The organism is Leisingera aquimarina DSM 24565 (assembly GCF_000473165.1).
Lineage (GTDB): Bacteria > Pseudomonadota > Alphaproteobacteria > Rhodobacterales > Rhodobacteraceae > Leisingera > Leisingera aquimarina.
In genome coordinates, this window is the sequence record NZ_KI421504.1 from 3,832,379 (window position 1) to 3,844,297 (window position 11,919).

The 11,919-nt window shown below is 62.0% G+C and carries 13 protein-coding genes; 6 read left to right on the plus strand and 7 right to left on the minus strand.

From position 1 onward, the window contains the following. Window positions 1-33: 33 nt before the first annotated feature. Window positions 34-1,050: a nicotinate-nucleotide--dimethylbenzimidazole phosphoribosyltransferase gene (gene cobT / locus AQUI_RS0123190; RefSeq protein ID WP_027259658.1), complete on the minus strand. Its 1,017-nt coding sequence runs from the start codon at window positions 1,048-1,050 to the stop codon at window positions 34-36. Window positions 1,051-1,151: 101 nt separating this feature from the next. Here cobT and cobS point away from each other — a divergent pair, with 101 nt between their 5' ends. Beyond that, window positions 1,152-1,910 (plus strand): adenosylcobinamide-GDP ribazoletransferase, encoded by a 759-nt coding sequence (cobS, locus tag AQUI_RS0123195; RefSeq protein ID WP_027259659.1) that lies wholly within the window; start codon window positions 1,152-1,154, stop codon window positions 1,908-1,910. A 71-nt stretch (window positions 1,911-1,981) separates the two neighbouring features. On the opposite strand, the gene AQUI_RS0123200 is transcribed toward cobS, so the two are convergent. The 5 genes from AQUI_RS0123200 to AQUI_RS0123220 all read right to left on the minus strand — a co-directional run bounded on the left by AQUI_RS0123200 (window position 1,982) and on the right by AQUI_RS0123220 (window position 7,099). Then, on the minus strand, window positions 1,982-2,494 hold the full coding sequence (locus AQUI_RS0123200) for a CarD family transcriptional regulator (RefSeq protein WP_024090807.1): 513 nt from the start codon (window positions 2,492-2,494) through the stop codon (window positions 1,982-1,984). A 301-nt stretch (window positions 2,495-2,795) separates the two neighbouring features. After that, window positions 2,796-3,134, minus strand: a complete 339-nt coding sequence (gene fdxA, locus AQUI_RS0123205; protein WP_024090808.1) for a ferredoxin FdxA — start codon at window positions 3,132-3,134, stop codon at window positions 2,796-2,798. Between the two features lie 62 nt (window positions 3,135-3,196). Then, on the minus strand, window positions 3,197-3,571 hold the full coding sequence (locus tag AQUI_RS0123210; protein WP_027259660.1) for an RNA-binding S4 domain-containing protein: 375 nt from the start codon (window positions 3,569-3,571) through the stop codon (window positions 3,197-3,199). 7 nt (window positions 3,572-3,578) lie between these two features. Beyond that, window positions 3,579-6,506 carry a helicase-related protein gene (locus AQUI_RS0123215; protein ID WP_027259661.1) on the minus strand — a complete coding sequence of 976 codons (2,928 nt, stop codon included), beginning with the start codon at window positions 6,504-6,506 and terminating at the stop codon, window positions 3,579-3,581. A 26-nt stretch (window positions 6,507-6,532) separates the two neighbouring features. Beyond that, a complete protein-coding gene (locus tag AQUI_RS0123220; protein WP_027259662.1) occupies window positions 6,533-7,099 on the minus strand; it encodes a tetratricopeptide repeat protein in 567 nt (188 codons plus the stop codon). A gap of 101 nt (window positions 7,100-7,200) precedes the next feature. On the opposite strand from AQUI_RS0123220, the gene AQUI_RS0123225 reads away from it, so the two are divergent. The 5 genes from AQUI_RS0123225 to AQUI_RS29480 all read left to right on the plus strand — a co-directional run bounded on the left by AQUI_RS0123225 (window position 7,201) and on the right by AQUI_RS29480 (window position 11,493). Beyond that, entirely contained in the window at window positions 7,201-7,491 is a 291-nt protein-coding gene (locus tag AQUI_RS0123225) for an SCP2 sterol-binding domain-containing protein (protein ID WP_027259663.1), read from the plus strand. After that, entirely contained in the window at window positions 7,491-8,453 is a 963-nt protein-coding gene (locus AQUI_RS0123230; protein ID WP_027259664.1) for an alpha/beta fold hydrolase, read from the plus strand. Before AQUI_RS0123225 ends, AQUI_RS0123230 begins: the two co-directional genes overlap by 1 nt. Before the next feature lie 162 nt (window positions 8,454-8,615). Next, the gene (locus tag AQUI_RS0123235; protein ID WP_027259665.1) at window positions 8,616-10,436 is read left to right on the plus strand and encodes a M3 family oligoendopeptidase; all 1,821 of its coding nucleotides are present in this window, start codon (window positions 8,616-8,618) and stop codon (window positions 10,434-10,436) included. Then, entirely contained in the window at window positions 10,436-10,915 is a 480-nt protein-coding gene (locus tag AQUI_RS0123240; protein ID WP_027259666.1) for a GNAT family N-acetyltransferase, read from the plus strand. The genes AQUI_RS0123235 and AQUI_RS0123240 overlap by 1 nt, the downstream gene beginning before the upstream one ends. A gap of 116 nt (window positions 10,916-11,031) precedes the next feature. After that, window positions 11,032-11,493 carry a DUF995 domain-containing protein gene (locus AQUI_RS29480; protein WP_051371968.1) on the plus strand — a complete coding sequence of 154 codons (462 nt, stop codon included), beginning with the start codon at window positions 11,032-11,034 and terminating at the stop codon, window positions 11,491-11,493. A gap of 12 nt (window positions 11,494-11,505) precedes the next feature. Here AQUI_RS29480 and AQUI_RS0123250 read toward each other — a convergent pair whose 3' ends face one another. Beyond that, on the minus strand, window positions 11,506-11,775 hold the full coding sequence (locus AQUI_RS0123250; RefSeq protein ID WP_027259667.1) for a DksA/TraR family C4-type zinc finger protein: 270 nt from the start codon (window positions 11,773-11,775) through the stop codon (window positions 11,506-11,508). Window positions 11,776-11,919: the final 144 nt, after the last annotated feature.

Genomic DNA, 11,919 nt, shown 5'->3' on the forward strand with positions numbered 1-11,919 from the left:
TGTTCCTGATCCTTCTTTCCGCCGGCGGCCCGCTCAGCCGTCGGAGACGCCCGCTTCAGCAAAGGTCGCCATGCCACTGTGGCAGGCGACAGCGCCTTTCAAAACCTGAATCGCCAACGCCGCACCGGAGGCCTCGCCCAGACGCAGGCCCAGCGACAACAGCGGCTGCTTGCCCAGCTTCGCCAGCAGCGCCGGATGCGCCCCTTCGGCGCTTTGATGGCCGGCCACTGCGTGGTCCAGCGCGCCGTCAGCGGTTTGCAGCAGGCAGGCCGCTGCAGCGCAGCAGATAAACCCGTCCAGGATCACCGGGATATACAGTACACGGGCGGCAGCAATGGCGCCCGCCATGGCAGCAATCTCGCGTCCGCCCAAGCAGGCCAGCGCATCCAGCCCGTCGTTGATTCTGCCCCGATGCAGTGCAACACCTTCGGCCACCACGCGGGTTTTATGCGCAAGCCCGGCTTCATCCACACCGGTGCCGCGCCCGGTCCAATCCACTGCCTCGCCGCCGAACAGGACACAGGCCAGGGCGGCGGCGGGGGTGGTATTGCCGATGCCCATTTCGCCGACCACCAGCAGATCAGCGCTTGGGTCCACTGCATCCCAGCCGGTTTTCAGCGCAGCCAGCAGATCTTCCCGGCTCATTGCCGGTCCTTGGGTGAAATCACCCGTCGGGCGCTCCAGCTCCAGCGCATGCACATCCATGCGGGCGCCGGCCAGCCTGGCCAGTTGGTTGATGGCCGCGCCACCGTGTTCGAAGTTGATCACCATCTGGGCGGTGACTTCCGGTGGAAAGGCCGAAACACCCTGTGCCGTCACGCCGTGGTTGCCCGCAAAGACAATCACCTGCGGTGCGGTGATTTCCGGCCTATCGCTGCCGCGCCATCCCCCATACCAGATGGCCAGCTCCTCAAGCCGGCCCAAAGCGCCCGGAGGTTTGGTCAGCTGGGTATTGCGCGCAGCCGCACCATCAAGCGCAGCCTGGTCCTGCACGGGTGCGCTGGCCAGTGCGGCGCGAAAATCATCAAGGGAGGAAAGCTGTGGCAGCATGTGAAAGCCTCGTTGCATCTGGGCGGGGGACGCGGATAAAGCGGATGACAATCTGTTTAACGGCTGACGGCAGTGCCGCAAGCCCCGCAATAGGCCCGTAAATGCGAAAAAACGACATCCAGGCAAAAGACATCCTGCTGGCGCTGGTGCTGCTGACCCGGCTGCCCCTGCCGCCTCTGCCGTCCGAAGCGTTCCAGCGGCAGGCCAAGGCGGTCTGGGCGTTCCCGCTGGTCGGGCTTGCCGTCAGCCTGCCAGCGGCGCTGGCTGTAACTTTTGCAATGCACATAGGCCTGCCTGCCGCAGTGGCCGCAGGGCTAGCGTTGGCGGTTCAGGTGATGCTAACCGGCGCCATGCATGAGGACGGGCTGGCCGATACCGCAGACGGCCTTTGGGGCGGCTTCACCCGGGACCGGCGGCTGGAGATCATGAAGGACAGCCGCATTGGCGCTTATGGAGTGATTGCCCTGATCCTCGGCTTTGGCCTGCGCTGGAGCGCCTTGGCCGCGCTGATCGCTGCAGCAGGTGCCTGGCCCCTGCCGGCGTTGGCCATGCTGAGCCGGGCAGTGATGCCTGCGCTGATGTCGGCCCTGCCCAATGCGCGCGCCGCCGGCCTGTCGCAAACCGTGGGCCGCCCCCGCGCCCTGCCCTGTGTGCTGGCGGCCCTGCTGGCCATTGTCCTGTCGCTGCCCCTGATTGGCGCTGCGGCCTTGGCCGCGGCCTTGGCCATGGGCCTGGCTGCCCTGGGTTTGGGGGCGCTGGCCAAGGCTAAGATCGGCGGCCAAACCGGGGATATTCTGGGAGCATCTCAGCAAATTGCCGAGATTTCCGGCCTGCTTACGCTTCTCGCACTCTGCAGCTGAGCCGGACCAGTGCATGAAAAAGGCCGCACCCTAGGGGGCACGGCCTTTCAATTACTGTTTACAGCAGATGCTTACGCGGCAACGCGGGAGGTCAAAACCTCATCCACCTGCTTGGCGGCAGCAATTTCGTCATTGCCGGACACAGCTGCGACTTCGCGGGTCAAACGCTCAAGCGCTGCTTCATAAAGCTGGCGTTCGGAGTAGCTTTGCTCGCGCTGGTCATCAGTGCGGTGCAGGTCCCGCACCACTTCGGCGATTGAGATCAAGTCGCCGGAGTTGATCTTTTGCTCATATTCCTGGGCGCGGCGCGACCACATCGCGCGCTTCACCTTCGCCTTGCCTTTCAGCGTCTTCATCGCCTGGGCAATCACGTCCGGCGAGCTGAGCGAGCGCATGCCCACTTCGGTTGCTTTGTTGGTCGGCACCCGCAGGGTCATCTTGTCTTTCTCAAAGGTGATCACGAAAAGCTCCAGCGCAAAGCCGGCCACTTCCTGCTCCTCGATCGAGATGATCTGTCCCACCCCATGCGCCGGGTAGACTACATACTCATTGGGGCGGAATTCGAGCTTCTTCGATTTGGTCATACAGGTTGTTCCTTACTCATTGCCGGGCGGCTCCGGCATTTTAGCGAACAAAATGCCCGGCCCCGGTCAGTTTGATTTGACCAGCCCCCAGGACATTTTATCCGCAGAAATACCGCCCAATCTGCGCACCACTGCTGGCGTGCGCCAGGGGCGGACTCCGATTGTTTATGTCTTTTGTGTTTTGAGCATACCACAAAAAAGGGCCGCCCGAAAGGCGGCCTGCAAACCAGGGTCCGTTAAAACCCCATGCGATACGGCGGTTTCCTGCAAATTTGCGGCATCGCCCCTATCTGGCAGAGAATCAGCCGCCTTCGCCGGGCGCCTCGGAGAAATACTTCTCCATCTTGCCCTCTTCGCCGTCGCGTTCCTCGTAGCCCGGCATCGGGTCTTTCTTGGAAACGATAACCGGCCACAGTTCAGAGTACTTGCGGTTGAACTCAACCCATTTGTCCATGTCCGGTTCGGTATCCGGGCGGATTGCATCCGCCGGGCATTCCGGTTCGCAGACGCCGCAGTCGATGCATTCGTCGGGGTGGATCACCAGGGTGTTCTCGCCCTCGTAAAAGCAATCCACCGGGCATACCTCGACACAGTCGGTGTATTTGCAGGCGATGCAGTTTTCCGTCACGACATAGGTCATAGTACCGAGTCCCGTTATCCGTTTGCGCCTAGCTAATCCAGACCGGCGACGGCTTCAAGCCGTCAAAGGGTATCCTGCTTGCGAGTAAGATCAAGCGCTCTGCGGGCTTTTTTGTCCGGCCGGCCTTTTCCTTCGAACTTGGGATTGGCCGGAATTTTTTCCTGCTTTTCCGTCATATCGAAGTACAGTGCCTGTGCCTCAGGCGCCGGGCCGCGGCGTTCGCCGACGGCCTCCACCCGCACCACCCGGATCACTTTGGCCTGGGCGAAGGTCAGAACGTCACCCGGGGTGACGTTCTGAGCCGGCTTCAAGGTCTTGGTGCCATTGAGGCGCACATGACCCGCACTGACCTGTTTGGCGGCCAGGCTGCGGGTCTTGAAAAACCGCGCATGCCATAGCCACTTGTCGATGCGGATCTTGGGCGCGCCCTCGGTCATGGCAGGATCAGTCGCCCTGTTTCAGCCCCATCAGCGCAGCTGCAAAGGGGTTGTCCGGGTCGATCTGCTTTTCCTTTTTCGCGGGACGCGCGGAATAGGTTTTGGCGCCCTGATCCTGACGCGGACCGCCCTTGCGGCCCGGCTTGCCGCGCGGGCCGCCGCCACGGTCGCCGCCTTTGGCACCGCGCGGTTTGCCCTTGCCGGCAGGTTTGCCATCGCCCTGCAGACGGCGGTTCTGCTGGCGCTGGCCGCCGCCTTGGCGTCCGCCGCGGTTGCCGCCCCAGGTGAAGGTGAAGAACACTTCCATTTCCGGTTCGGCAGCGGCATCCGCATCAGCCGCCGCCTCGGGCTTGGCTTCTGCAGTGTCTTGTGCAGGCGCCGCCTCGGCCTCAGCGGCGGGAGCTTCAGCAACGGCATCCTCAGCAGGCACCGCATCCACGGCTTCTGCAGCGGTTTCAGCAGCCGGATCTTCCGTTGCAGGCGCGGATTCAGCAGCTGCCTCAGCAGGCTTGGCTTCAGCTTCAGCAGGCTTGGCCCCGGCTTCCGCCGTAACCGGCTTCACCTTCTGGCGCTCGCCCTTCTCTGCCTTATAGCCCAGACCCTGCATCAGGTCGGCGAACTGTTCCAGCGTCATGCCGGTGATCGACAGCATGTCAGCCTTGGCTTCAAAGCCGCCGCGGCTGTCTTCGCCGCGCAGCATGTCGGCCAGACGCTCCAGCATGTCGATACGGATCATCCGCTCACCCGCCGCGCGGTAGCCGGACATGGTGTCATAGCCTTCAGGTGCGTCCTTGGCGGAGGGCACGGTGACCAAACCCGGAGGCGGAGATTCGGGGAAATCCTGCAGACCGTTTGCCAGCGACCACAGCACCAGCCGCAGACGGGTCGGCGCCGGTTTCAGCAGGAGCGGCATGAAAATGGTGAACTGGCCGAAACGGATACCATGCTTGCGCAGCGCGCCGCGGGCGTCCTGGTCCAGATCCTTGACCTCTTGCATCACGCTGGCACGCGGCAGCACGCCAAGATTTTCCACCATGCGGAAGGCAAAGCCGCGGGCCAGACCGGTCAGCTCTTCGTCCTTTTGCAAGGCCAGCAGCGGCTCAAACAGCGCGTTGATCTTGCGGGTGATGAAATGCAGCAGGCGGCGCTCAACCTTCTGAGCCACATCCGGCCCGGCGGACTCGTCCACAAAGACCTCGATCTGCGGGGCCAGCGCGTCGGCGCCGGCCACCAGCTTGCCCACCGCATGTTCGCCCCACATCAGGCCGCCCTGTTCGGTGTAATCAATCTCGGTATCGGGCGCGTTATAGAACCGGTCCGCACGCAGATGGAATTGCGGCGCCAAAGCCTGCAGCGAGGCCGCCTTCAAGGCCTTGGCCTCGGCACCCTGCGCGCTTTTGTCCGGGCTGAACCGGAACCCCTCGAGACGGCCGACGAATTCGCCTTCAACCGTCACTTCACCCTTGTCATTCACTTCGGCCAAAAGGGCCTCCTTCTGCTTGAGCCGGCGCAGCAGCACAGACGTGCGCCGGTCCACAAATCTTTGCGTCAAGCGCTCGTGCAGCGCATCTGACAACCTGTCTTCTACAGCGCGCGTCTCCCCGCGCCAATGGCTTTCGTCACGCAGCCAGCCATTCCTTTGCGCGACATATGTCCACGTGCGGATAAATGCCAATCTTTTCGACAATGTGTCGATGTTGCCGTCGGTGCGGTCAATTCGCTTGATCTGGCGCGCCATCCAGTCATCCGGCACCACACCGCCGCCATGCAGGTGTTCAAAAATCACCCCCAACAGCGAGGCATGCTCGGCGTGCGAGATGCCGCGGAAATCCGGGATCCGGCAGATATCCCACAACAGCCGGACCGATTGCGCATTAGTGCTGCGGGAAATGATCGCGGATTCGCGCGACAGCAGTTTCAGCGCGCCCAGATCATCCGCCTCGCGCGCTTTGATCAGATTCTCATCCGAAGGGCTGGCCTCAAGCGAGTGGATCAGCGCTTCAACCGTGCCGAACTGCAGATCGGCAGAGCGCCAGTTGAGTTTTTTCAGCGGCGTGAACTGATGGTTCATGATGGCCGAGGCGGTGCCCTCATCCAGCGGCCTTGCATCGCCGGTGACGCCGAAAGTGCCGTGACTCATCCCCCGGCCGGCGCGGCCGGCGATCTGCGCCAGCTCATTCGGGGCCAGCTCGCGCATCCGGCGGCCGTCGAATTTGCGGGTCGAGGAAAACGCCACATGATCGATATCAAGGTTCAGCCCCATGCCGATGGCATCGGTGGCCACCAGATAGTCCACCTCGCCATTCTGATACAGCTCCACCTGGGCGTTGCGTGTCCGGGGCGACAGCGCGCCCATCACCACCGCTGCGCCGCCCTTTTGGCGGCGGATCAGCTCAGCAATTGCATAGACATTATCAACCGAAAACCCAACGATTGCGGTCCGCGACGGCATCCGGCTTATCTTTTTCGAACCTGCATAGATCAGATCGGACATTCGCTCGCGACGATGGAACTCCACCCCCGGCACCAGTGCCGAAATCGGGCCCCGCATGGTGTCGGCACCCAAAAACAGCGTCTCCAGCGTGCCGCGGGCGCGCAGCAGGCGGTTGGTGAAGACATGGCCGCGCTCGGGGTCCGCGCAGAGCTGAATTTCGTCGATCGCCAGGAAGTCGCAGCCCATGCCCTCGGGCATCGCCTCCACCGTGCAGATCCAGTATTTCGCGCGCGGCGGTACGATGCGTTCCTCGCCGGTGACCAGCGCCACCACCGACGGCCCGCGCGCCGCCACCACCTTGTCATAGACCTCGCGCGCCAGAAGCCGCAGCGGGAATCCCATCACCCCGGTGCGGTAGCCCAGCATCCGTTCGATGGCATAATGGGTTTTTCCGGTATTGGTCGGGCCCAGAACGGCCACGATCCGCGATGCGCTTGCCATTGCTTCAGCCCCCGCCCCGATGGGGCTTACAGTTCCCGGCCCTCGGCCAAGGGCGCCAATCGTTCAAGGGCGCTGCTTACTTCCTCGTGGTGCGGATGTATAGCCTTGGCCCGCTGGTAGGCCTGATAGGCGCGCTCGGGTTTGCGGAATTGTTCGAACAGCGCGCCCAGCGCGTAGATCGCGTTGTAATCCATCGGGTTCAGCGCCAGCGCGCGTTCCAAATCCGCAACCGACGGCCCGTAGAGCCCCATTGCAAAATAGGTCCGCGCGCGCTCATACCAGCCGCGGGCGAAGTCCGGCGCATGATCGGTCAGCGCGGTCAGATGCTCAGCTGCCTGCTGCAAATCGCCACGCTCCAGCGCATCGGTGCCGCGCCGCAGCAGCAGATCCATCGCAGGCGAGCCGCTCTTGGCCCAGAGCGCCTGCAGCTCGCGGTCGATGGCCGCTGCCTCGGACTGCTCCGACGAGGCCAGGTTCTGCAGCAGCGCATCGGCGGAAAGCTGCTGTGCCGCGCTGGCACAAGGCAGGGAAAACGTGACTGTGACTGCCGTTGCCGCCACGATAGCTTTGAGCTTTGGGAGATTTGCCAGCATGATGCCCCCAGTGTAATCCAGCGCGCGGCAATTTCCAGTATTGGATGCAAATGCTTCACAGGTTTGTGCTATGAAGCGCGCAAAACAGATTGAGGACTGAAATGAGCGATACCCTTGCGCAGGCCGCAGAAGCCCTGAACGGCAAACTGGACGCAGGCGAATTTGACGCCTCCGCGAAATTCGAAATCGAAGGGCTGGGCTCCATCGTGCTCGACGGCTCTGGCGCACGCGTCGGCGACGAAGAGACCGATGTCACCATGAAAGCGGATGCCGATACGTTCCAGTCGATCCTGGAGGGCGACCTGAACCCCACCGCTGCCTTCATGTCCGGCAAGCTGACCATCGATGGTGACATGGGCACCGCGATGAAGCTGGCCTCGGCCCTGTCCTGATGGACGGCGCCCCGATGGAGCTGCAGCCTGCACCCTTGTTCGCGGATATCGCGCAGGGGCCTGCGGGCGGTGCGGCCCACTGGGTGCAGACCTCGGACGGCCTGCGCATTCGTGCAGGCCACTGGCGCCCGGAAGGAGAGGCAAAAGGCACTGTCCTGCTGTTCCCCGGACGCACCGAATATATCGAAAAATACGGTCTTGCTGCTGCGGAATTTGCGGATTGCGGCTTTGCCACCCTCACGGTGGACTGGCGCGGCCAGGGGCTGGCGGATCGGACGCTGGCAGACCGCCGCCTGGGCCATGTCGAAAACTTCAGCGACTTCCAGAAGGACGTGCAGGCACTGATCCGCCTTGGCGAACAGCTGGAACTGCCGAAGCCCTGGTTTCTGGTCGGCCATTCCATGGGCGGCGCCATTGGATTGCGCGCGCTGATGCAGGGGCTGCAGGTCAGCGCCTGCTGTTTTACCGGACCAATGTGGGGGATCCAGATCCCGCCGCTGCTGCGCCCCTTGGCCAGTTTTCTAAGCGGCGTTGCGCCGTTTCTGCGTCTGGACAAGTTACTGCTGCCAACAACGGCGCTGGAACAATATGTGCAGATCACGCCGTTTGAGGACAACACGCTGACCACCGATCCGGATATGTACCGGATGATGCATGCCCAGCTGGCCGCACAGCCTGATCTGGCGCTTGGCGGCCCGACCATCCAATGGCTGCGCGTCAGCCTGCAGGACTGCGCCTGGCTGGCGCAGCAGCCATCGCCCGCCCTGCCTTGCATCACCCTCCTTGGCTCGGACGAGCAGATCGTCAACACCGATGCCATCCACGACCGGATGGCGCGCTGGCCCGGCGGCGAGTTGGACCTGATCAAGGGCGCCCAGCACGAAGTGATGATGGAAACCCCAGAGATCCGCGCACATGTGTTTTCCAGCATGTGCCGCCTGTTTCAACAATACGGCGGCTGATTGCCAGGCGGCGCGCCGAGTGAGCGCGGCACCTTTATCCGCCCCTTACCAGCTGTCGCTAAACTCCCGGTGATCTGCAGATGATCAGCACCCGCCTGCTTGTGATCCCGGCAGCCGCCTCTTAGATGTTGGGTCAAAGCATTTCTCATAACAGGAGCCCCCATGTTCCAGCTTCCCTTCCCCGTTCGCGACGCAAACGCCTCTGCCGGTTCCGGCAGCCTTGGCAATCTGCCGGAATGGGACCTCAGCGACCTTTATAAATCCGAGGACGCCCCCGAACTGGCCCGCGACCTGGACTGGCTGCAAGAGGAATGCGCCGCATTCGCCGCCGATTACGAGGGCAAACTGGCGGACCTGGATGCCGCCGGCCTGCTGAAATGTGTTGAGCGCAACGAGAAGATCAACAACATCGCCGGCCGCATCATGTCCTTTGCGGGCCTGCGCTATTACCAGCTGACCACCGACGCGGACCGTGCCGCCTTTCTGTCGGACTGCCAGGAAAAGGTGACGGTCGCCACCACTCCGCTGGTGTTCTTCACGCTGGAATTGAACCGCATCGAGGACGGCGCGATGCAGGCCCACCTGGCCGCCAATGCGGACCTTGCCCGCTATGCCAGCGTGTTCCGCCGCATCCGCGCCATGAAACCTTACCAACTGTCGGATGAGCTGGAACGGTTCATGCATGACCTTGGCATCGTCGGCGATGCCTGGGAGAAACTGTTTGACGAAACCATCGCCGGTTTGCAGTTCACCGTCGATGGCGAAGAGCTGACCATTGAAGGCACTCTGAACCTTCTGACCGACCCCGGCCGCGCCAAACGCGAGGCGGCGGCGCGGGAGCTGGCTCGTGTGTTCGGTGAAAACATCAAGACCTTTGCCCGCGTCCACAACACGCAAGCAAAGGAAAAGGAAATCATCGACCGCTGGCGCGGCATGCCCAGCGCCCAGACTGGCCGCCACCTGTCCAACGATGTCGAACCGGAAGTGGTCGAGGCCCTGCGCGAAGCCGTGGTTGCCGCCTACCCCAAGCTGAGCCACCGCTACTACGAGCTGAAACGCAAATGGCTGGGTCTGGACGTGATGCAGGTCTGGGACCGCAACGCGCCCCTGCCGCTGGAAGACCCCCGCACCATCACCTGGGATCAGGCGGAAAAAACCGTGATGGACGCCTATAACGCCTTCGATCCCCGCATGGGCGAGATTGCGGCGCCGTTCTTCTCGGACGGCTGGATCGACGCCGGCGTGAAACCCGGCAAGGCACCGGGTGCCTTTGCCCACCCCACCGTCACCAATGTCCACCCCTATGTGATGCTCAACTATCTGGGCAAACCGCGCGACGTGATGACGCTGGCACACGAGCTGGGCCACGGCGTGCACCAGGTGCTGGCGGCAGAACAGGGGGAGATGCTCTCCTCCACCCCCCTCACGCTGGCGGAAACCGCAAGCGTGTTCGGCGAGATGCTGACGTTCCGCAAGATGCTGGACGGGGCAGAAACCCAGGAGCAGCGCAAGGTTCTGCTGGCCGGCAAGGTCGAGGACATGATCAACACGGTTGTGCGCCAGATCGCCTTTTATGACTTTGAATGCAAACTGCATGCTGCCCGCAGCGAAGGCGAGCTGACGCCGGATGACATCAACGCCATCTGGATGTCGGTGCAGGCCGAAAGCCTGGGCGAAGCTTTCGAGTACATGGAAGGCTATGAGACCTTCTGGGCCTATATCCCCCACTTTGTGCATTCGCCCTTCTACGTCTACGCCTATGCCTTTGGCGACGGGCTGGTGAACGCGCTCTATTCGGTCTACGCCGAGGGAGGCGAGGGTTTCGAGGACAAGTATTTCGAAATGCTGAAAGCAGGCGGATCCAAGCACCACAAGGAGCTGCTGGCGCCTTTCGGCCTCGACGCCTCCGACCCCAAGTTCTGGGACAAGGGCCTGTCGATGATCTCCGGCTTCATTGATGAACTGGAAGCGATGGAAGGCTGATGCGCCTCTGCTTGCGTCCGGTGGCCCGCAGCGAATTTGATCTGGTCTCCCATATTCAGGTGGAGCTGGATCAGATCCGCTATAGCGGCACTGTGGCGCAGGCGTTTGAAGAAAACGAGGACGGCGTGGATTTTCACGCCATCCTTGACGGCTCCCAAGTAGTCGGGTTCTTCAAGATCGACCGGCTGTATCACGAAACCTACAGCTTTGCCGGGCCGGATGAGCTGGGCCTGCGTGCCTTCATGATCGACCGGGATGAGCAGCGCAAAGGCTATGCCACAGCTGCCGTTGCCGCACTGAAGCCCTATCTGGCCGCGCAGTATCCGGCGCGGCGCGCGGTGGTTCTGACCGTCAACATGCAGAATTTCGGCGCCATCCGCTGCTACCGCAAGGGCGGTTTTGAAGACACCGGAGGCATCCATCCCCACGGCATTGCCGGCCCGCAGCACATCCTGCGGATGGGGCTTATAAAACCTTGAGCAGCACAACACCCCTTCCCATTGCGTGCAATTGATCACCGCCTAGGGGTAAATTTTAGAATATAAATTCTATTTATGGTAAACTAAGCCCGTTAACCAGTAGGGGAGTAGTTACTATGGTACCGTTTCCAAAGATCACAGTGACCGCAATTGCCGTTGCCCTGACCGCCACCAATCCTATCGCGGCCGGCCCGGACCGCAAAAAACCTGTCAGCGGTCAAACCACTGCGGAATTATATGCGGGGAAAACCTGGATCTGGAGCAAGGGAGGCTCCTACTGGGCACCGGACGGCAGTTTTCAGGCAATCTGGGAAGACAACGTCGGGCTTGGGAAGTGGTATGCGACGTCTAAGGGCAGCCTGTGCTATGAAGCCAATTGGTATTACCAAAAGGGTGTTCCCGGCGCACCACGTAAAGAATGCTACCGGCATGTAGCCGACAGCGAAGGGCAACTGTGGAAATACAGCGAAAAGGACAAGTCTTGGTACAAGCCAAGAAAAGAATTCGCGGAGCGCATTAAGCCTGGCAACAAGATCGGGTCACAAGTCCGAAAGCTGCGCAGAAAATACGGCATCTGATCACCCAATGATTCACTTCAACTGGCTGTCCTTCGAGCCGCGCCGGTTGAAACCCCCGCGTGCCTGATGGGCGCCGTCGCGCTCCTGCTGGCAATCGATGCAGAGCTTGACGCCAGGAATGGCCACGCGGCGTTTTTCGGGGATCACCTCTTCGCATTCGGCGCAATGGGTCAGGCTTTCGCCCACCGGGCGCCGCACCGCCTTCAGCCGCGCCAGTTCGTCATTGATCGAGGCTTCAATCTGTTCATTCACCGCGCCGTCCTGCGCCCAGCCGCCTGCCATGGACCGTCCTCCTTTGCCAGAGGGAGTGAATGTAAGGCCGCACAGGCGCGCTGCCTAGGGCTGCCCGGGAGCGATTCCCGAGTAAATCTATCAACTATTTGATTTCATTACATTTTCCGTTGACCAGAAACTTGGGTGCGGCTA

Bases quoted from the DNA above. Each gene is read 5' to 3' on its own strand.
- fdxA (WP_024090808.1), bottom strand. From the start codon at position 3,134: ATGACCTATGTCGTGACGGAAAACTGCATCGCCTGCAAATACACCGAC.
- AQUI_RS0123225 (WP_027259663.1), top strand. From the start codon at position 7,201: ATGAGCGATACCCTTGCGCAGGCCGCAGAAGCCCTGAACGGCAAACTG.
- cobS (WP_027259659.1), top strand. From the start codon at position 1,152: ATGCGAAAAAACGACATCCAGGCAAAAGACATCCTGCTGGCGCTGGTG.
- AQUI_RS0123215 (WP_027259661.1), bottom strand. From the start codon at position 6,506: ATGGCAAGCGCATCGCGGATCGTGGCCGTTCTGGGCCCGACCAATACC.
- AQUI_RS29480 (WP_051371968.1), top strand. From the start codon at position 11,032: ATGGTACCGTTTCCAAAGATCACAGTGACCGCAATTGCCGTTGCCCTG.
- AQUI_RS0123210 (WP_027259660.1), bottom strand. From the start codon at position 3,571: ATGACCGAGGGCGCGCCCAAGATCCGCATCGACAAGTGGCTATGGCAT.
- AQUI_RS0123235 (WP_027259665.1), top strand. From the start codon at position 8,616: ATGTTCCAGCTTCCCTTCCCCGTTCGCGACGCAAACGCCTCTGCCGGT.
- AQUI_RS0123230 (WP_027259664.1), top strand. From the start codon at position 7,491: ATGGACGGCGCCCCGATGGAGCTGCAGCCTGCACCCTTGTTCGCGGAT.
- AQUI_RS0123250 (WP_027259667.1), bottom strand. From the start codon at position 11,775: ATGGCAGGCGGCTGGGCGCAGGACGGCGCGGTGAATGAACAGATTGAA.
- cobT (WP_027259658.1), bottom strand. From the start codon at position 1,050: ATGCTGCCACAGCTTTCCTCCCTTGATGATTTTCGCGCCGCACTGGCC.
- AQUI_RS0123200 (WP_024090807.1), bottom strand. From the start codon at position 2,494: ATGACCAAATCGAAGAAGCTCGAATTCCGCCCCAATGAGTATGTAGTC.
- AQUI_RS0123240 (WP_027259666.1), top strand. From the start codon at position 10,436: ATGCGCCTCTGCTTGCGTCCGGTGGCCCGCAGCGAATTTGATCTGGTC.
- AQUI_RS0123220 (WP_027259662.1), bottom strand. From the start codon at position 7,099: ATGCTGGCAAATCTCCCAAAGCTCAAAGCTATCGTGGCGGCAACGGCA.